The 21,139-nt window shown below is 64.7% G+C and carries 7 protein-coding genes and 1 pseudogene; 2 read left to right on the plus strand and 6 right to left on the minus strand.

Features of this window, described 5'->3' with window-relative positions; all coding sequences use genetic code 11:
- Positions 1-30: 30 nt before the first annotated feature.
- The 5 genes from ABIA96_RS11295 to ABIA96_RS11315 form a co-directional block, all read right to left on the minus strand.
- Positions 31-1,713, minus strand: a complete 1,683-nt coding sequence (locus ABIA96_RS11295) for an autotransporter-associated beta strand repeat-containing protein (RefSeq protein WP_354137108.1) — start codon at positions 1,711-1,713, stop codon at positions 31-33.
- On the minus strand, positions 1,682-2,887 hold the full coding sequence (locus ABIA96_RS11300) for a hypothetical protein (RefSeq protein ID WP_354137109.1): 1,206 nt from the start codon (positions 2,885-2,887) through the stop codon (positions 1,682-1,684). Before ABIA96_RS11300 ends, ABIA96_RS11295 begins: the two co-directional genes overlap by 32 nt.
- Entirely contained in the window at positions 2,884-15,273 is a 12,390-nt protein-coding gene (locus tag ABIA96_RS11305; protein WP_354137137.1) for a beta strand repeat-containing protein, read from the minus strand. Before ABIA96_RS11305 ends, ABIA96_RS11300 begins: the two co-directional genes overlap by 4 nt.
- A 14-nt stretch (positions 15,274-15,287) precedes the next feature.
- Complete coding sequence (locus ABIA96_RS11310; protein ID WP_354137110.1) at positions 15,288-16,889, minus strand: VCBS domain-containing protein; 1,602 nt, start codon at positions 16,887-16,889, stop codon at positions 15,288-15,290.
- 504 nt (positions 16,890-17,393) lie between these two features.
- Complete coding sequence (locus tag ABIA96_RS11315; RefSeq protein ID WP_354137111.1) at positions 17,394-18,320, minus strand: hypothetical protein; 927 nt, start codon at positions 18,318-18,320, stop codon at positions 17,394-17,396.
- Between the two features lie 167 nt (positions 18,321-18,487).
- On the opposite strand from ABIA96_RS11315, the gene ABIA96_RS11320 reads away from it, so the two are divergent.
- Positions 18,488-19,048, plus strand: coding sequence for a phosphoadenosine phosphosulfate reductase domain-containing protein (locus tag ABIA96_RS11320; protein WP_354137138.1), 561 nt, complete (start codon positions 18,488-18,490; stop codon positions 19,046-19,048).
- Positions 19,048-20,919, plus strand: a pseudogene (cysN, locus tag ABIA96_RS11325) (sulfate adenylyltransferase subunit CysN). Before ABIA96_RS11320 ends, cysN begins: the two are co-directional and overlap by 1 nt.
- A gap of 38 nt (positions 20,920-20,957) precedes the next feature.
- Here cysN and ABIA96_RS11330 read toward each other — a convergent pair.
- Positions 20,958-21,139 (minus strand): hypothetical protein (locus ABIA96_RS11330; protein WP_354137112.1); only part of this gene is annotated, 182 nt, incomplete at its 5' end.

Here is a 21,139-nt window from a genome sequence, read left to right on the forward strand (position 1 = left end):
GATCCTGCAAACCTGACCGTGGATTCGCGACTAGACTACCAGAAAATCCCGCTGCTGAAGCAGATTCGGGCTCACTGCGGTCAGCGTGATCGAGTGGAGGGCGTCGAGCGCAATGGTGGTGTCGGCCGGGTTACCGGCGTTGTGGGGATCGGCGGCGATCGCAGCCAGTGCGGCCGCAGCGTCCGCGTATACAGAGTGGCTGAGCTCCAGGACGTCGTGCGCCACGTCGAAATTGCCGATGGTCGCCGTGGCTGCAGTCTGCGAATTGAACTGGAACACGAACGTATCGTTCGCCCCTGACGCCGTCAGCGCAGCGTTGTCCCCCTGCACGGTCACCAGGTGCGATCCGTCATTGTTGGTGACATCCTGAGCGATGACCGCACCATCAGCGCCATAACTCACCAGAGATTTGGCGTAGGGCGGATTGGCGCCGAAATAGAAACTGGCGACGGTCTCATTCACCGTCGACGGCGTCAGCAGCGTATTCAAATGCGCATCATCCGTCGGCGTCGTGTTCTGGAATTCGATCTGCAGCGGCCCCGAACCGACGCCCTGCACCAGAATGTGCGCCGTGCCGCCGGCGACGGAAATCGCGACGTCGGTGTCGTGGCCGCCATTGACCGTCGAGACCGACACCGCATTGGGATCGACGCCTTCGATATGGATGCGGTCGTGCTCGCTGCTGCCGGTTGCCCAGGACAAGTCGGTGATCTTGTCGGTTACGCCTGCGGCAAGGTCGCTGCCGCGGAAGAAGAACACGTCGTCCCCCGTCCCGCCGGTGAGGCTATGCGCGCCGACACCGTAGTGGATCACGTCATTGCCCGATCGATCCGGCCCGGCGGTGATGGTCGTGGTGTTGGCCGCAGAATCGTAGGCGAACTGGAAGTCCGACAGCGAGGCGACGTCATCGCCGCTCACCGTAAGGCTGACCGATCCGCTCGCACCGCTCAGAACCAGAACGCCATTGATGAAGGTTTCACTCGTGGCGTGGAAGCCGTCGACGATGATCTTGTCGCGCGTGCCGAAATGCGCGATCGCGTTGACAGGGGCGTTCGCAGCGCTGAATTCCAGCGCCGCATGGTCCGCCGCCGAGAAGTCGATCGCGCCGGAGCCAGCCGCGCCGCTCGCGGTGAGGTCGAGCGTGCCGTTCTCGATCGTGATGCCGCCGGTGAATGTGTTCGCCGTTCCCAGCACCAGCGTTCCTTCGCCGTCGAGCACCAGATGTCCCGCGCCGGTCTGGCCGCTGGCATCGTGCGAGCCGGTCATGTCGGCGATCACGTCGCTGATCGAGATGATGTGCGCCGCGTCGGGGGCGAAGATGATGGTCTGGTTGCCCTGCAGGAAGATGCCACTGCCGAGGCCGGATCCGGAATTGTGGGCGGCATTCGAGCCCGAACCACCCGCGACGCTGTTGTCCTGGGCGCCGCCGCTGCCGCCGAAGGTCAACGAGCCGCCTTCCTGGACGAAGATCGCGCCGCCGGCGCCGAGACCGCCACCACCCGACTGATAGTTGGCCGCACCGCGTCCAGCGCCGAAACCGCCGGCCGCATCGCCGGTGCCAAAGTAGCCGGCGCCTCCGCCACCGCCAAAGCCGCCAGTGCCACCGACGTCCCGCACCGAGGCGCCACCACCACCGCCGAAACCGCCGACACCTCCGGTGCTGCCGCTGAGATCGATAGGGCTAACGACACCGCCGCCGCCCCCCCCCGCCAAAACCGCCCGCGCCGCCCGACGTGGCAGTCCCGACGCTGCCACCGATGCCACCACCGGCGCCGCCGGCATAGCCGTAGCGACCGCCGCCCCCCGCGCTGGTGCCAGTGACGCCGCCGCCGCCATCGGCACCGCCCCCACCGCCACCGGCCACCGCGCCGGAGACGATGCCGCGACCGGGGACGTAACCGAAATAGGACCCGCCCGACGCAGCAAGGCCGATTCCGCCACCGCCATTGATATTGCCGGCGCCACCCATGCCGCCGCCGCCGCTGGCGGAATAGCCGCTGAAATAGCTCCCATTGCCGCCGACCGCCCGATCATGTGCAAAGCTGACATTGTCGAGGGTGACCGCGCCGCCCGAGGCGATGAAGAGACCGCCGCCAAGTCCCGCGCCGCCACCGCCGCCGCTGGTGGAGTCGCCACCTTTGGCAACCGCATTGATGATGCTGAGATTGTCGATGTCGATCGTGCCGGAATAGACGAACAGGCCGGGAAGTCCGTGGGCGTCCAGGGTACGACCATTGCCATGGATCGTCAGCGTATCGCCAGAGGCGAGATTGAACGCCGCGAGCTGTGTGCTCAGGACGAGGTCGCCGACGATGTTGAACGTGTAGTGCGTGTTGACGTGTGAATATGCGCCGGTCAGATCGATCGCTGCGATGTCAGCGACGAGTTCCGCAGCCGTCGTGATCGTGAAGCTCGTGGCGGTCGTCGCAACGTTCACATTGGAGGTCGCCGACGCGGCGCTGGTCGCCGAGCCCGCCCCGTTCACCAGCGTTTGTGTCGCCGTGACCGTGTGAGCTCCGGCGCCGAGCGCAAGGCCGTTGGTCGAATAGACCGCGAAGTGGCCGGTCTGGTCCACGGTGCCCGAGCCGATCGCAGTCGTGCCGCCATCCGCGTACAGCGTGATGATGTCACCGGCCTTGCCGGTGCCAAAAGCCTCGACGCGTCCACCGGGATCGTCGACCGAAACCACCGATGTGATGACCGGCGCGACCGGCGCAACCGTTGCCACGAAGCCCGATGCCGTGCTGGTGAGATGGTCCGCATTGGTCTCTGTCACCGACACGGCCTGGACGCCGGGGTTCAGGCCGGAGGTGGTCGTGATGTCGAAATGCCCGGTGGCATCGACGATTCCCGAACCGATGGTGACGCCGCCGACGGTGATCGTCACATGTTGCCGACTTCGCCCGTGCCGACGAACTCGAGCGCGCCGCCCTCCACCGTTGTTCCGATCTGCGCCGTAATCGTCGGCGCGATCGGGTTGACGTTGACCGTGAATGCAGGCGACAGGCTGCTCGCGATACCGTCGTCGGTCTCCGTCGCGGTAAAACTGTGAATGGCGTCTGCAAATGTCACGGTGGTCGTGATCGAGAACGTGCCGTTGGCGGCAACCGTGCCGGCTCCGACCGCCGTCGTGCCGCCGTCGGCGTAAAGCGTGATGGTGCCGCCGACGTGCTGGGCGGTTCCCTTCACGGTCACGGTGGTGTCGTTGATGGGCTGGCCCACCAGCGCGGTGATGGCCGGAGCATTCGGCGTGACGTTGACCGACACGCCCGCGGAGATCAGGCTAACGAGGTTGGCGGCGTTGGTTTCCGTGGCGTGGATGATATGCGCGCCGCCGAGAATGTTGGCGAAGATGTCGAAATGACCTGTCGCATCGACCACGCCGGTGGCGAGCACGGTCGTGCTGCCGTCGGCGAACAGCTTGATAGTCTCGCCGACCTCGCCGGTGCCCTGCACCTCGATGCGCTGCGAGGTGCCGGAAACGGGAAGCACCGCCGAGATGACCGGCGTGTCCGGGATCACGTTCACGGTGAATTGCGACGACACCGGACTGATGAGGTTCGCGGCATCGGTCGCCGTCGCAGTCAGGCGGTGCACTCCGTCGGCGAACGTCACCGTCGTCGTGATGTCGAAATGTCCGGTGGCGTCGATGACACCGGTTCCGACCGGCGTCGTGCCACCATCGGCGTAGAGTGTGACGCTCTGGTTCGGCTGGCCCGTGCCCTTGACCGCGATGGTGCCGTCATTGTCGGGCTGGCCGACCAGCGTGGTGATGACCGGCGCCGACGGAACGACAGTGATGGAGAGACTGTTCGATGCCGTGCTTGGCAGGTTCGACGTCACCGTGACCGCCGTCAGCGCATGGGTCCCATTGCTCAGGCCCGCCGAGGTCACGATGTCGAACTGGCCGCTGGCATTGGTGGTGCCGGTGCCGATCACCGTCGTACCACCATCGGCAAAGATCTGGATGGTGTGATTGGGCTCGCCCGTGCCCTTCACCTCGATCGGCCCGCCATTGAAGGGGCTGTTGACCAGCGCGGTGATCGTGGGCGCCGTCGGATTGACGTTGACGATGAAGCCGCCCGACAGCGGACTTACCAGGCCGAGGCTATCGGTCTCGGTCGCCCGGATGGTATGGACGCCGTCGGTCAGCGCCGGTGTGACGATGTCGAAATTGCCGTTGGCATCAGCGACGCCGGTCGCGAACACGGTCGAGCTGCCGTCGAGATACAGCTTGATGATCTGGTTGGGCAGAGCAGTGCCCTTCAGCTCGACGGTGTCGCCATTGAGCGGATGGCCGATCTGCGTCGTGATCACCGGTGCGCTCGGAAGCACCGTGACCGCGAATCCGGCAGAGAACTGCGACGACGACCCGGTCTGCGACACCGCCTGGAACGTGTAGAAGCCGTCGGCGAGCGGCGAGGTGATGAGATCGAAGTTGCCGTTGGCGTCGACGATGCCGCTGCCGAGCACGGTCGTGCCGCCATTGGCGATGATCGTGACCGTAGAGGCCGGAGCGGCCGTGCCGCGCAGTTCGACGCCGCTGCCGTAAACCGGCTGGCCGACCAGACCGGTGATCCCGAACGGCACGCGATCGGTCAGCATCACGCCGCCGCTATAGGCCGTGACGTCAAACTGGAATTGAGAAAAATCGACCCCGGGGTTGAGATGCAGATCGACTGAATGAACGCCATCGCTGACGGTCAGGACGTTGCCCGCGCCCATCGTCGCCGTCGCATTTGCGGCAAAGCCGACCAGCCTGATCGTATCGCCCGGGTTGAAGCCGTTGATCTGGTTGGACAGCGCCACGCCCGCTTCGAGGATCAGCGTCGCACCCGAATTGGAGACGAAGGTGATGATGCCGCTGCCGATCGAATTCACCGAGGTGAGATCGATGGTGCTGTTGCCACTCAGCACCATGCCGCCGGTCAGCAGGTTCATGCCGGTGATCGTCAACACCGATGTACCGGACGCACTGATGATGCCGCCGCCCGTGATCTTGTTCGCCAGCGTGTAGTGCGCCGAGCCCGACAGCGAGAAGGAATCGTTGACGAGATCGCCCGCCGTCAGCGACACCGCGCCGGTGTTGGAGATGTCGATCGTCGTGCCGGTGATCGCGCCCGACAGCATGACGTTGCCGGCTCCCGCGATATGGATGACGCCGACGCCCGCACCCGCGATCGAATCCGAGACGGTCAGCGTGTCGCCCAGCTGCGGCGCAAACGTGATGCTCTGCGAGATCGTGAAGAGGCCCGAACCGATGCCCTGCCCGTCTCCGCCGGCCGCGGTCGGGGATGCACCGCCGAGACCGCCGACCGCGGTATTGCCGCCGATCGAACCACTCTGGATCGTCAGTGATCCGCCGGACGCAACGAAAACGCCGCCACCAAGACCAGCGCCGCCACCGCCGCCTCCGGACGGAACTCTTATCCCGCCGCCGCCGCCGCTGCCTGCGCCGTAACCACCGCTGCCGCCGATGCCTGCATAAAGTTCGCCGGCCCCAAAGGAAGGAGTGTGAACGAAGTAAATGCTGGACCCGCCGCCACCACCGCCGCCGAATCCGCCGGCCAGACCGTTGCTTCGGGAATGCGCGTAGAACGCCGGCGGGCGTCCCCAACCGCCCGAGCCACCCGCACCGAGGCCGCTCGAACTGCTGCCGCCACCACCTCCGCCGACGTAGCCATTGTAGCCACCGGCGGTGCCGCCATTGCCACCGGAGCCACCTATCGCAGAGTTGCCGGTGAACGCGACGCCGTCGAGTGTCGCGGACGCACCCGCACCAATGAAGAGGCCACCGCCCGCACCCAGACCGCCGCCGCCGGCGCCGGCATAGGCGTGGGCAACGGACCCACCGTCGTGACCATGAGCAAGGGTGCCTTCGATCGTCAGCTGGCTGAGAACCAGATTGCCGGATTCAAGATCGAACCCGGAATAGGTCGCCGTGCCATTGACCGAACCGTCGATGACGTGACCGCCGCCCTTGATGGTGAGTGTATCGCCGGCGGCAAGCTGGATGGCGGCCATGTTGCCGTTCAGCTTCAAATCGGCGGTCAGGTCGATCTCGTAGTCGATGCTCGTGCCGTAGTAGAAGCCGCCGGGATTGATGGCCGCGAGCGCCGCATTGAATTCCGCAATCGTGCCGACGGTGAAGGTCGCGATGGGATGGCCGGTGAACGCTGGCGGGCCCATGGACGCGCCGGTCGCGAAGGTGAAAGCCGGACCGTTGCCGTTGACGGCGCCGTTCAGCGTGTGCCCGGCGGTGTTGATGGTGAGCGTATCGCCGGCAGCGAGGTTGAGCGTCGACGACAGGCTACCCAGCGTCGGGATATCCACCCCGAGATTGATGACGTAGCTCGTATTGGGGGAGGAGAAGAATCCGCCGACGTTGATCGTGCTGAACGTGGCCGACAGGTCCGACACGCTTGCAACGTTGAATGTGGGGACCGCGTTGCCGAGCAACACGGCGCCGCCGCCGGACGCGCTCGCCGTGAAACTGAACCCGCCGCCAGCGCCGTTGACGGCGCCGTCAAGCAAATGGCCGGCGGTGTTGATGGTGGCCGTATCGCCGGCAGCGAGGTTGAGCTTCGGCAGTCCCGCGGTCAGCGCAGTGTCCGCCGTCAAATCGATCTCGTGGGTGTGGACGCGGGCGATCGACAGCTTGCCGCCGATATTGATGTCGGAGATCGCAGTGAGGAGGTCGCCGACGGATGCGACTTGGGCGACCGGCAGCGTCAGCGAGCCCGTTCCCGTGTAGTTGATGGTCTCGTTGCCCGCGATCGGGCCCTGCAGGACCACGTTGCCGGATCCGGCGACGTTGATGACCTCGCTGCCCGTGATCGAGCCGGTCACGGTCACATCGCCTGATCCGGTGATGTTGATGATCTCGCTACCCGTGATCGGACCGGCCAGGGTCACGTCGCCTGAGCCGGAGATATTGATGGTCTGGCTGCCGGAGATCGCGCCCGAGAAAACGAAATCGCCGGCGCCTGTGAGGTCCAGAATGCCGGTGCCGGCGATGGAGTCGCCGATGTTGAGCGTCTTGCCCGCGCCGGACGTGAGCGAGATCTCGCTGCCGTTGTTGAAGAATGCGCCGCCAAGCCCCTGGCCGGCGCTTCCGCTGTTGCCGCCGTAGCCGCCGGCGCCGCCGATCGCGTTGTTGCCTGAAAGACTGCCGTTGCTGACGGACAGCGAACCGCCGGCCATGACGAAGACGGCGCCGCCAAGACCAGCACCGCCACCGCCACCGGCGCCGAGGCTGCCGGGCCAATTCCCATTGCCGCCGGCGCCGGCACCATAGCCCCCGATGGCACCGTTCTGGCCAGGTGAGTGAAAACCACTCGGGTTGTTGCTGAAAGTGCTGGCTCCGCCGCCGCCGCCAGCACCGAAGCCGCCGTTGCCGGAACCGATGAAGCCGTTGCTGCCTCTCCCGCCCGTACCGAAGCCGCCATAGCCGTTGTTGTAGTTGTAGCGCCCTTCAAACAAGCCACCGCGGCCGATATCAGTATCCACCGGCGGTACTGCGTTGTAGCCTCTGCCACCGTTGCCGCCGATGGCCCGGTCGCCGGTGAAGCTGACATTGTCGAGCGTCGCCGAAGCGCCTGCGCCGACGAACAGGCCGCCACCAGCGCCGAGACCGCCACCACCGGCCCCGTTCCTCGAATGAGGATCACCGGTGCCGGTGCCGCCGCGCTGAACGGTGTTCTGGATGGTCAGGTCCGACACCGCGAGACTGCCCGAACGAAGATACAGTCCTGAATAGGTCGCAACACCGTTCACCGCGCCGTCGATGGTGTGTCCGAGGCCGTGGATGGTCAAGCTATCGCCGGACGCCATGTCGATCGCAGTGATGAAGGCGGTCACCGACAGGTCGGCGTGAATGTTGATCGTATAGGCGGTGTTGGTGCCCGAATTGATGCCGCCATTCTTGATCGACGTCAGAGCGGCCTGGAAATCGGCGAACGTGGAGATTTCGAAAACGGTCTGGATGCCGTTCAGCACGACATAGGTGCCGCCGTTCCCGTCCGGTACGACCCGGAAGCCGGTCGAGACCAGATCCGCCTGCGCCGGATCGAAGTTCAGTGTTCCGACGACAGCGCCGCCTGCACCGGTCAACGTGAGTATGTCGTTGACATACGAACCGACGCTGGTCGCTGCCACTGCCTTGAGGTCGATCACATCGCCGGCGCCGAAGCCGTGAATGACCGGCGTAGGCGCGCCGCTGTTGAAGGCCAGCGTGGTCCATCCGGTGCCGAACGTGATCGTTCCCGATCCCGAGATGGCCGAGGCAAAGGTATAGGTCTCGGACCCATCAAGGAGGACGTCGTTGTTGTCGACGACGGCGTTCGCCACCGTTGTCGTGTGGATGAGATGCAGCGTGCCATTGTTGGTGACGGCGCCCGTCCCCAGCGAGCCGGTGGCCCCGAGCTGCAGCGTGGCGCCAGCCTCGATCGTCGTGCCGCCCGAATAGGTGTTGGCAGCGTCGAGCTCGACGATGCCCGTTCCCTTGATGTCGACCGCACCGCGGCCGCCATCGCCACCCTGGTCGGCGATCACGTCGGCGACCGTCATCGTCGCACCGGAGGCCGGCGCGAACGTCAGCGTTTCGTTGCCCTGGAGGAAGATGCCGCTGCCGAGCCCCTGCCCGGCGCCGGGCATGGCGTACAGCTGATGAGCCGCCTGGATGGCGCCCGCAGCCCCTCCGGCCACGGAGCCGCCGGACAGCGATCCGCTTTCGAGGATCAGCGTGCCCCCCTCCTGGACGAAGATGCCACCGCCGGCACCAAGCCCGCCGCCACCGACATTGCCGAGTTTTGACTGGTACGAGCCGTCAGCACGATAAGCGAAGGAGACGCCGCCATTGCCCGCGCCAAATCCCCCGATGCCGAACTGACTGCGGAGGCCGCCGCCGCCGCCACCACCGCCAAAGCCGCCATTGCCGCCGGCGGCGTTCTCGCCGCTGCCGTAGCTGTTGGTGTTCGTGTTGAAGCCGCCACCAGCACCGCCGCCGCCGCCAAAGCCACCCTGTGCGCCGGTGGTTCCGGCTTTCCTGTAGGCGAGATAGGCGTTACCGCCGCCCCCACCACCGCCAAAGGTGCCGGAGGCCGGGGACGATCCGCGATACGACGTCGCCCCGGCCCCGCCTCCGCCCGAAAGATTCGACAGGCCGAGACCGCCGCCGGTGCCGCCTGCATAGCCCCAACCGGTGTAGCCGGGGCGGCTTCCGATGCTATAGGAATGTTGCACCCCGGTCGTCGAGCCAGGGGCACCATTGATGCCCATGCCGCCGCCGCCCGCACCACCTTGATAAATCCCGCCGGCCGGGTTCACGCCGCCGCCATTGCCGCCCCGGGCGGCGTTGTACAGGAAGGTCACGTTCGCGATCGTCGCCGAGGCACCCGCCGCGACGAACAGGCCGCCGCCAAGTCCGGCGCCGCCGCCGCCACCGCCGATGCTACCGGCACCACCCTGCGCCAGCGTGTGCGCAATCGTCATGTCCTTGAACGTGACGGTGCCGGCATATTCGAAGAAGCCACGATGGGTATTGGCGCCGTCGAGCGTGAAGCCTGCACCATCGACCGTCAGTTTGCTGCCGCTGGCGAGATTGATGGCGGCAAGATCCGAGCTCAGCGACGCCAGAGAAATATTGCCGGCGAAATGGATGACGTAGTTGAGATTCGCGCCATAGGCGTTGCCTCCCGAGCTCATTGCCGTCAGAGCGGCGTTGAGCTCGGCCGCGGTGCTCACCGTGAAGCTGGTCTGCGCCAGGCGGATGTTGGTGCCGCCATTGCCGTCCGTGACAAGGGCAAGGTTGAGATCGAACTGCTGCGCCGGGTCGAAATGCAGCGTCGCGACCGCCGTGCCGCTGACATTCTTCAGCGTCATGACGTTGTTCGCATCGATCGTGAAGGAGGTCGCGACGACCGACCTGAGATCGATGGTATCCCCGACGTCGAAGCCCTTGAGGGTGACGGCGGGGACGCCGGTGTCGAACACGGCGGTGATGACGTGACCTTGGGCGAAATTGAACGTGCCCGTTCCGGTCACGGCGGCCTGGAATTCGAACGTACCATCATGGTCGAGGGTAACCGCGCCGTTGTCCGTGACCGCATTCACGATCGTACCCGGCGCCTCGAACCGCAGCGTACCGTTGTCGATGATGGCGGCGGTGCCGGCGCTGCCGCCAGCCTCGACCTCGAGCGTGCTGCCGCTGTCGATGGTGGTGCCGCCGACATAGCTGTTGGCGCCGGCCAAGTGCACGGTGCCGCTGCCTGCGATCTCGACGTGACCGCTGCCGCCGTTACCGCCCTGGTCGGCGATCGCATCGGAAATGATGGCGTCCTCGCCCGCAGTCGGCGCGAATGTGATGGTCTGGTTGCCCTGGATGAAAATGCCGGAGCCGAGCGCCTGTCCGTCGCCTCCGCCGCCATGACCACCCAAACCTGCCGTGACCGAGTTGCCGGAGACCGAGCTGCCGGCAATCGTCAGCGAGCCGCCTTCCTGCACGAACACTGCGCCGCCTGCGCCGAGGCCGCCACCGCCGCCGCCGACGCTACTGCCGCCAACACCGCCGCCGAACCCGCCAGCGCCCGCACCGCGGCCGCCGCCGCCTCCGAAGCCGCCGGTACCGCCGCCCGTTCCCGAGCCGAAAGCGCCCGCGGCTCCGCCGCCACCGCCGAAACCGCCGTCGCCGCCGACGCTGATGCTTGTTGCCTGCGAGCCGGACAGGTAGCCCCCCGCACCGCCACCGCCGCCGCCACCAAAGCCGCCATCCGCACCCGGAGTGAGGCTGCTGCCGCTCGGCGATGTGCCGCCAGCAACGGCCTGCGAGTAGCCCGCGTGCCCCGGGACATTGATCCCGAGTGTGCCGCCCGAATCTCCCTGGACAAAGACGAAGGAGTCGCCGCCGCCGACGCCGTGGATGCTGCTGTAGTGAGCACTGCTGCCGTTGGTGCCCATGCCACCACCGCCGCCACCCTGGCCTCCGCGCGAGCCTCCTCCCCAATCGCCTCCGGCGCCGCCCTTGGCCGCGTTGCCCGTGAACGTCACGGCATCGATCGCGACGGCCGCCCCCGCCGCCACGAACAGGCCGCCACCAAGACCCGCACCACCGCCGCCGCCTTCGACGCCGCCGGCGCCACCCTGGGCCAGCGTGTGCGCGATGTTCAGATTGTTGATCGAGACGTTGCCGCCGAACACGAACAGACCGCGATAAGCATTTCCGCCGTCAAGCGAATAGCCCGCGCCATTGATGAAGAGATGGCTGCCGCTGGCCAGATTGATCGCGGTCAGATTGGCGCCGAGCGCGGCAATGGAGATGTTGCCCGCGAACTCGATCGAATAGTTGGTGTTGGCGGCAGCAGCTCCGCCACCCACGCTGATGGCGAGCAGCGTCGCGTTGAGCTCCGCGGCGTTGTGGACGGTGTAGACGTTAGACGGCTTGATCACGGTGCCGCCGGAGCCGTCGGCCGAGAATGCGAAGCCGTAGGTCGGTCCGCTGAAGTGCAGATCGACGCTATGCGTGCCGTCGGTGACGTACAGAACGCCGGTCGACGAATTGAACGATTGGGAGAACTGCCCGGAACTGTAGTTGATCCCGACCAGGTCGATCGCGTCGGTCGCGCCGCTGAAGCCCGCGATGGTGCCGGCAAAGCTCGCCGGCGCATCGATCTTGAGCGTGGCGAGCGCGCCGTTGAACGTGATGGTCTGGCCGGATGCGACGCCAGCGCCGAATTCGACCGTGCCGCCATTGCCGACGGTGACCGCCCCACTGCCGGTGACATTGCCCGCAACCAGCAGCTTGCCGCCGCCGTCCGCCTGCAGCGTGCCGGTGTTGGTGACGTTGCCGGCGAGATCGAGCGTACCCGCCTTGGCGTCGATGACGCCGCTGTTGTCGACCGCCGTGCTGACGATCGTGGTGCCGCTGCCGGTCTTGTCGTAGTTGCCGACGACGTTGAGCGTTCCGCTGCCGGCACTCGATGCGATGTTGAAGGCGCTTCCGCCGGTCGTCGCATCGGTGAAGGTGACGCCGGCATCGATCTTGAAGGCCGCGCCGTTGTTCAGTCGCAGCGTATCGCCGGAGAAGGTCCCGGTCTGGCCGGATCCGCGCAGCTCGAGCGTCCTGCCGTCGAGGGTGAAGGTCTCGTTACTGGCATCGAAGAAGGTCGCGAGCCCGTTGACGATGGTCGTGCCGCTGCCGCTTTCGGTGCCGCCGGTGAAGGTCGCCCCGTTGGCGTCGATCAACGTGCCGGTGCCCGACAGAGTGCCGCCAGACTGGGTCAGGCTGTTGATGATTTCCGAGACGGTACTGAGGTTGATGTTGCCCGGCAGCACGAAATCATTGGTGACGGCGATATTGATCAGCACCGGTACGCTGGTCAGGCTGCCGTCGGTCGCGGACACGGTGAAGCTCGCGGCCGGGTTCAGCGTGCCGTCACTGACGAAGATCACCTGGCCCGCGGCGAGCTGCGCCTGGGTGAAGCTCGTGATCGCAACGCCGGGCGCACTCGACAGCGCCACGTAACCGCGTTGCGTGCTGCTGACGTTGAAGGTGAGCTGGCTCGCGCTGTTGTCGACATCGCTGACGCTGAGGTCGGCCGTGGTGATGGCCGTCGCAAGGCCTTGCAGCAGTGCTGCCGCATTGTCGCCGGACAGCACAGGCGCATCGTTGGCGCCCGTGATCGTGATGGTGACGACCTGCGCGCTGCCGTCGCTTCCCCTCACGGAGAAGGTGTCGGTCATCGTCGCGCCGGCGACGAGCCCCTGCACCGTGGAATTGTTGTTGTCGAGCGTGTACCGCCAAACGCCGGCCGAGGACACGGTGTAGGTGCCGTAGCCACCGGTGCTGGCGGTCTGCGCGGCGACGGCCACGAAGGTGACGGAGGACGTGTCGGGATCGAACAGCGTCAGCGAGCCGGTCGCGGTCGGCGTCCCCGGCACCGCGTTGGCGACGCCGCCCGCCTCGATGACCGATCCGGTGGTCGTCCCACTCATCGTGGCCGGATCGTCGGTGCCGAGGATGTTGATGGTGACGGACGAGGTAGTGCCGTCCGAACTCGCGACGGAGAAAACGTCAGTATAAGTTTGCCCGCCCACGAACTCGTCATGTGCCGAGCTCGCGACATAGCTCCAGGTGCCATCCGCGGCGAGCGTAAAGGTGCCGTACTGCCCAGCCGTCCCGGCCTGCGCGACGAAGGATTGCGGACTGTCGGGGTCCTGGATCGTCAGCGTGCCGCCGGTCGAGAGCGGCACATTGGTTTCAGCCAGATTGCGCGTCACCGCCGATATCACGGCGGCATCATCGGCGCCATTGATCGTGATCGTGACGACCTGCGGCGTGCCGTCGACGGTCGTGACCGTGAACGTATCCGTCAGCGTGCCGCCGGGATTGAGCGCCTGAACCGCGGCATTGCTGTTGTCGAGCGTGTAGGTCCAGGCCCCGGCCGACGTGACGGTGTAGGTGCCGAAACCGCCGAGGCTGACTGTCTGCGTCGCCACCGCCGTGAAGGTGTTCGCGGGATTGTCGACGTCGGTGTCCGTCAGCGTGCCGCTCACGCTCGGCGTCCCCGGCACCGCGTTGTTGAAACCGCCCGCCTCGGTCACCGAACCGATGGTGGTGCCCGATATCGAAGCTGCGTCGCTGCTGCCGAGGATACTGACCGTAACGGACGAGGCCGTGCCGTCCGAACTTACCACGGAGAAAACGTCAGTGTAGGTCTGCCCGGCGACGAATTCGTCATGCGCCGAACTCGCGACATAGGTCCATGCGCCGTTCTGGGCAACGGTGAAGGTGCCGTAGTGCCCGACCGTGCCCGCCTGCGCCACGAAGGTTTCGGGATTGTCGACGTCATGGATCGTCAGCGTGCCGCCGGTCGACAGCACTGAATCGGTCTCGGTCAGGCCGACAGTGTCCGTCGACAGCACCGCGGCATCGTTGGCGCCGTTGACGGTGATCGTGACCAGTTGCGCGGTGCCGTCGACGGTCGTCACCGTGAACGTGTCGGTCAGCGTCCCGCCGGCATTGAGCGCCTGAACCGCGCTATTGCTGTTGTCGAGATTGTAGGTCCAAACGCCGCCCGCCGTCATGGTGAACGTGCCGTAACCGTGGTCGCTCGCCGTGGCGGTCCCGACCGCCGTGAAGGTGTTGGCGGGATTGTCGACGTCGGTGTCCGTCAGCGTGCCGGTCGCGCTCGGCGTCCCCGCCACCGCGTTGTTGACGCCGCCCGCCTCCGTCACCGCGCCGTTGCTTGTGCCCGACACCACGGCCGGATCATTGACCGCCTGCACGGTGATATTGATGGTCGCCACGTTGGAATCGGCGAAGCCGTCATTGACCTTGTAGGTGAAACTATCGGAGCCGTTGTAGTCGCCAACCGGCGCATAGGTGAACGAGCCGTCGGCATTCAGCGTCAAGGTGCCGTGGGCCGGACCGTTGACGAGGATGGCGTGCAGCGCATCGCCGTCGAGGTCGGTGGCCCCGGCGAGCACGCCCGTACCAGACACCACCAATGCATGGTCCTCATCGGTCGTGTAGTTGTGCGCAACCGCCAGCGGCGCGTCATTCGTGCCGTTGATCGTGATCGTCACATATTGCGTGGTGCTGGTCGCGGTGTCGTCGTTGACGACGACCGCATAGGTCAGCGTGAGCGTCTGGCCCTGCTTCAGGAAGTCGAAATCAGCTGCGGCGGGCTGGTAGATCCAGCCGAACGTCGTGGCGGCGCCGGTGGACAGGTGCCCGCTAGCGTCGATCGCAAAAGCGGCATTGTCGATGAGTGCCAGCGCGCCGGCCGGCAGGCTGAAGGCCTGGCCATCCAGTTTGACGACGGGCCCGCCGACCGTCGAAGCCTTCAGCGTGTCGCCGACGTCCAGATCGACCACCGAGATCGAGCCCGTCAGCGAGATGACCTGCGCATGCGCGTCGGCATCCTCACTGGTCGTCGCGGTGTCGCCGGTCACCACGGGCACGTCATTGGCGCCGACGATGGTGATCGTGAGGGTCTGTTGGCCGCTGGTGAGAAGGCCGTCGCTGACCTCCACCGTGTAGGTCAGAACCAGGCTCTGCCCTTCCCGCAGAAAATCCAGGTTGGCCGCCGACGCATCATAGGTCCAGCCGATGCCGGCAGTGCCGCCGTTCGACGTCCCCGCATGGAACGACAATGCGTTGCTGGTCAGCGATGCCGCCCCTGCCGGCAAGACGAAGGCGTGGCCATCAAGGGTCACGACCGGCGAATTGATGATCGAAGCCGTCAGCGTGTCGCCGATATCGGCATCCGTCACCGGCAAGGTGCCCGTCAGCGTGATGTGCTGTGCGGCGGCGTCACCGGCTTCCGGGGCGGTCGCCGATGCACCGGCAGCACGGAGGCATCCTCTTCGCCGGTGATCGTGATGGTGACATTCCGGCTCGCCAGCCCGCCATGACCGTCGCTGACGGCTACGGCGTAGGTTTCCGCAATGGTCTGTCCGGCGCGCAGGAACTGGACGTCCGCGTTGTCGACGAGATACTGCCACGCCGCCTGCCCGCCGAGGCCGTTCACGGTGTCGGTGGTCAGATGCGCGCTCATGGTCCCGAGCGCCAATCCACCCGCGCGCGTCGAACTGACGAAACCGACCGAGACGACATGCGCATCCGCCAGGTCGACGTCAGTGAACGCGATCGTGCCATTGGCGTGCAGCAGCCCATGGGGATCGAGTGCCGTGTCCTCCTGCACCGCGCCGGTCGTCTGCGCTGCGCCGATCACCGGCGCATCGTTGACCGGAGATCCCGGGATCGATGCACCTCCAGGACCAGCCCCGCCGTTTCCTCCGCCGGGCGGATGAGGGGCGACATCCAGACCGGTGTTCGCGGGCGGGTTGGCGCCAGAAGCTCCATTCGGCTCAAACGACGGCTCGTTCGACCCGGCACTGTACGAGCCAGGCGGCGATGACGAACCGTGCGGACCACCGCCGGCGGGCGTGGTGCTGCTATTGTGGTCCGTAAGGTTCTTGATTTGGAGGAGGTGGTTCAGCGCATCCAGCTCGCCGGCCCTGTCGGCGTCCGTCTTCGCCTGCTCGCTGGCGGCAATTTGAGTTGGACCGGTCGGCTTCAGCTCCAGCTTTCCGCCTTCGCTGCTGATCGTCGCAATCGCGTTGCCGTTCTTATCGTAGGCCGTCGCCCGATGCAGCCCGTCATTCTGCTGGAAGATGGACAGCGTGACCGATCCATCGTCCGGGGAGATCTCCCCGGCACCCGCCGAGCCCGTGATCTTGGCAGAGCCGATCGGCGTCCCAATCCGCATGTCGCCCGACTTGGCAATTTTGCCCGAGGCGAAACTGAGCGATCCCTGGATGAGATCGAAAACTTCCAGATTGGCGCTTCCCTGCAGGTCGAACTTGAATTCGCTCAATACGAGCCGCGAACCATGCCCGATCTGGAACGCACTGCCGTCGTTGAAAACCAGTCCGGCCGCGCCAGCGCTGTCGGTCTGGACCACGTCTCCCTTGAGCAGAACATCGCCGTTATTGAGCGCCACAACGACGCCGTTGCGCAGGACCGTTACTTGCCCCTCGACCCGTACAGCATGTCCGATCACCTGCATCGCCGGCGACGGCGCATCCTTGGCTGCGTACCTTCCGAGAGCAGCAGGTCCCGCCAGCACAGCGACGATTTCGCCGCTCAGCGTCGCACCATCCGACGACCGCAGCGCGTGCAGATTTTCCGATTTGAAATAGCCGGGAACGACGTGGATCTTTCCGTCGACCCCAATCAGCCGCAGGTCATCTCCGGCACGCTTGAAATCGGCGCTGAGCAGATGCGTGTCCTGCACCGCGGCCACGGACGTCTCCGGCCCGCCCTTGATCGAAAGCTCCTGCGAGATAGACAGCGAAAAATGTCGATCACTGCCAACGTGCAGCATTTTCCATTCCATCAAATAAATAGACCGCGTAACACGGTCGAAAGTCACCGCCGAACAAGCACCCGATCGGCGCTGTCGTTGCGCTACCGACGGATGCGATAAATCCTCTTCGCGTATTTCCTCAGGACTACCGCCGAAGCATCCAACGCCTTTTCGCACCCGCGCAGCTCGGAAGCGTCGACTCTTCAGCGGCCCATTGGTACGGTATCCGGCTGCCGAAGGCTGCGAACGAACGTTCACATGCGCCCATTTTCGTCGATCGTGATTACCGCCCGAACGCCAAAAACGTCAGTCATCGTAAATCGCGACATTCTCGTTCCGCGCACGAAATCAAGCTATGAAATCAAAGTGCGCAGCGACTTGAAGCCCTGCGGGTCCTCTGAATCGGACTTAACATTTGCGGTAAAGATCGAGACCGGCCCGGAAATGCCGACCACCAAAAATGGTCAGATGACAGCGGATCGTCTAATGCTGCCCATCACCCGTTCGACAACGTCATGGATCTCATCGATGAGTCGTAAAACAAGCCTCGAAGGCTGCATCGATGATCGCGAGCTTTACGGCCTGCGCCTTGTGATACTCGCGGCGGAAGCCTTTCGATACCCACAGCCGGGACTTGCCGCGCGCTCCCACCCAGCCGAGGCTTCCCATGGACTCCGCTTCGGCGAGCTTGCGCCCGAGTTGCGTCCGCGACAATTTCAGCCGCTGCGCCAGTGCGGAAACCGACGTCACGTCGGTCGCAATACGATCGACGGAAGCGTCCCCTTCCTCACAACCGACGATCAAGCGATCCATCAGCACGCCGCCCTCGTTGACCCACGTGAACAGCTTGAACGTCGGCTCGGGCTCGCGAACCATGTGAGAGCCGAGCAGACCGTCGGCAATCATCGGCTGCATCCGGCGAACCACCTCCGGCCCGGCGGCCAACGCCGCCGAGCGGCTTCCGCCGTCGAGGCCATCCAGCGTTGCCAGATGCAAGAGATGCCATTGATACAGCGATTCAAGCGCCGCAGGTGCCGGCTCGACCGGGCGATGACGTTTGCCCTCGCTTCCCGCAACATGGCGCACAATGCCGTATTTCAGCATCTCCTTGATGAAGGCGGCAGCGGTATTCCGGCTTGCGATCTGGTGATGCTCGACAAGATCGAGCACACGTGCGGTCAGCACTCCGGTGCCGGCTCCGGCCACGGCAACATCACGGAAGAACTGCGCCACCGCCGCATGGGCCATCAACCAGCGTTGCTGCGTCGCGAACAACGATCCCATCCGTGGATCGGCAGCGTTGAGAAGCAGGAGCGCCCAGGCCTGGCCGCGCACGCGGGCTTCGAGCGCGGGGTTCAGAAAGATGTCGTCAGCATTCAGTGCCATCTGGCGTCCTCCGGCCATCACTACCCGCCAAACATTCGAGGCAGCAAGCGCCGGCGCACCCATTATCGCATCGGGATCACAAGGTCATCTCTGCCCTCCTCTCCGCTGGCCGGACGACGTCGCGCCGCGAGATCAGCCCCCGCCTGGCTTGACGTATGTTGTCCTTTGCAGGGGAATTCTCCTACGAAGGGATCGTCGAATTCGGGATTGCTGGCGCGAGGCACTTTGCAATGAATTTCGTCCCGTTCAACGCCGGCCGAACCGGGCGCGTCCTTCCAAAGCACCTCAAAAGCCTGGAATCTCAATCGATCGAGATCATGCGCGAAGTCATCGCCGAGTTCAAACGGCCGGTGATGCTCTATTCGATTGGTAAGGACTCCAGCGTCATGCTGCATCTGGCACTCAAGGCGTTCCACCCTGCCAGGCTCCCGTTTCCCCTGCTGCACGTCGACACAACGTGGAACTGGCACTACATCCAGCTGGAGAATATTCCGGTGGTACCGCTCTATTTCGCCAAACACCGCCCGGTCGTTGCGCGTGGCGGCTCCTGGATCATGGTGGATGACGAGAGACTGCCCCTCAATGCGGGCGAGCAGCCAGAATCGCGGCGAATTCGATTTCGAACGCTGGGTTGCTATCCGCTGACCGGAGCGATCGACTCCAGTGCCGCAACGCTGGAAGACATCATGGCGGAGATGAGATCGACGCGACTTTCGGAGCGGCAGGGCCGCCTGATAGACAGCGACGAACCTTCATCAATGGAGCGCAAGAAGCGCGAAGGCTACTTTTGATGGAAAGTCGCGAGCCTCCCGGCGAGCCGACGACCAAGGACCTGCTTCGTTTCCTCACCTGCGGCTCGGTGGACGACGGAAAGGCTACGCTGATCGGCCGCCTTCTGCACGACTCCAGGCTCATCCTTGACGACCAGCTATCCTCGCTGGCGGCGGCTTCGAAGCGCCACGGCACGATGGGAGATGACATCGACCTCGCGCTTCTCGTGGAGGGACTGGAGGCCGAACGGGAGCAAGGCATCACGATCGACGTTGCATATCGCTTCTTCACCACGCCGCGACGTTCCTTCATTGTCGCGGACACGCCCGGCCACGAGCAATACACTCGGAATATGGCGACCGGCGCATCGACAGCAGACCTCGCCATTCTCCTAATCGACGCACGCAAAGGCGCTTTGGCACAGACCAGACGACACTCCCTGATTTGTTCGCTGCTCAGCGTACGCCATGTTGTCCTCGCGGTGAACAAGATTGACCTGGTCTCCTATCAAAGCGACATCTTCGTTCGAATTGTCGATGAATACAGAGCCTTTGCCGAAGAGCTCGGTTTTTCGTCGATAGCATCGATTCCAATCTCCGCCCGACATGGTGATAACGTTACGAAGGTATCGGACAACACGCCCTGGTATCGTGGGCCAAGCCTGCTCGACTATCTCGAAACCGTTGATGTGAGCGGTGATGCGATCGACAGTTCGTTCCGCTTTCCGGTGCAATGGGTCAACAGACCCCATCTTGATTTCAGAGGCTACGCTGGCACGGTGGCCTCTGGACGATCAACCCCGGCGATCCCATCGCCGCCGCCAATACCGGCAAAATCTCAAGAGTGAAGGAACTTCTGACCGCCGAGGGCGCTCAGACCTCCGTCCACGTCGGAGACGCGATCACGATCACGCTCACGGACGAGCTGGACATTGGCCGCGGCGATCTGCTGGCTAGTCCGGAATCTCCGCCCGAAGTATCGGACCAGTTTGCCGCACACATGATCTGGATGAGTGACCAGCACCTCATGCCAGGCCGCTCCTATCTGGCACGCATCGGCACCCGAACGACGTCCGTTACGGTCACGGCCATCAAGTACAAGATCGACGTCAACACGCGCGAGCATCTTGCCGCGCGTACCCTGGGCCTCAACGATATTGCATTCTGCAACCTGTCGACGGACACGCCCGTTGCGTTCGATCCGTACGAGCAGAACCGCAGGACCGGATCATTCATCGTCATCGACCGCGCGACCAATCTCACGCTCGGCGTGGGAATGATCGCGTTTGGGTTGCGGCGTGCCTCCAACATCCATTGACAGGCCACCCTGATCGGAAAGTCGGAGCGCGCTGCGCAAAAGCACCAGAAGCCAGCAATCATATGGCTGACCGGCCTGTCCGGTGCCGGCAAATCGACCATCGCCAACATCGTTGAACGCCGGCTTCACACTGGCGGTCACCACACCATGATGCTGGACGGCGACAATTTGCGCCATGGGCTTAACCGCGACCTCGGCTTTACGGAGGCGGACCGCGTCGAGAATATCCGTCGCGCCGGAGAGGCCGCAAAACTCCTGGTGGATGCAGGCCTGATCGTGCTCTGCTCGTTCATTTCGCCGTACCGCTCCGAGCGGGATATGGTGCGCCGTCTGGTGTCCGACGGAGAGTTCATTGAGGTGTTCGTCGACACACCTATCGACGAATGCGCACGGCGCGATCCGAAGGGCCTCTACACCAAGGCGAAAGCTGGTAAGATCAAGAACTTTACCGGCATCGACGCCCCGTATGAACCACCGGTAACCCCCCGAAATATACTTGCAAACGATCGGTCATCAGCCCGAGCAATTGGCGGACCTGATCTTGAAGAAGATGGCCGCGCGCGGAATCGTATAGGCGAAGAGTTGATACGGCGTCCAAGCGCCAAGTTCAGATCACGACATCATTCGGATTTGGTGCGCCACGCCCCACTGCCGCTGGTTCAGCGTCAGGTTTCGCCAATGGCCGTTGTTAGATTTTTCGTATGCGTCCGGTTCTTGCACGTCAGTCAGGCCTTGACATGAATCTCTGGTTTCCAAACCCACGGCAGCAGTTCGTCGAGACGCTTGATCGGATG

The sequence above is a fragment of the Bradyrhizobium sp. LB11.1 genome (assembly GCF_040549385.1).
GTDB lineage: Bacteria > Pseudomonadota > Alphaproteobacteria > Rhizobiales > Xanthobacteraceae > Bradyrhizobium.

Coding starts and splice junctions, on each gene's coding strand:
- ABIA96_RS11310 (WP_354137110.1), bottom strand. CDS start 16,889: ATGCTGCACGTTGGCAGTGATCGACATTTTTCGCTGTCTATCTCGCAG.
- ABIA96_RS11320 (WP_354137138.1), top strand. CDS start 18,488: ATGAATTTCGTCCCGTTCAACGCCGGCCGAACCGGGCGCGTCCTTCCA.
- ABIA96_RS11315 (WP_354137111.1), bottom strand. CDS start 18,320: ATGGGTGCGCCGGCGCTTGCTGCCTCGAATGTTTGGCGGGTAGTGATG.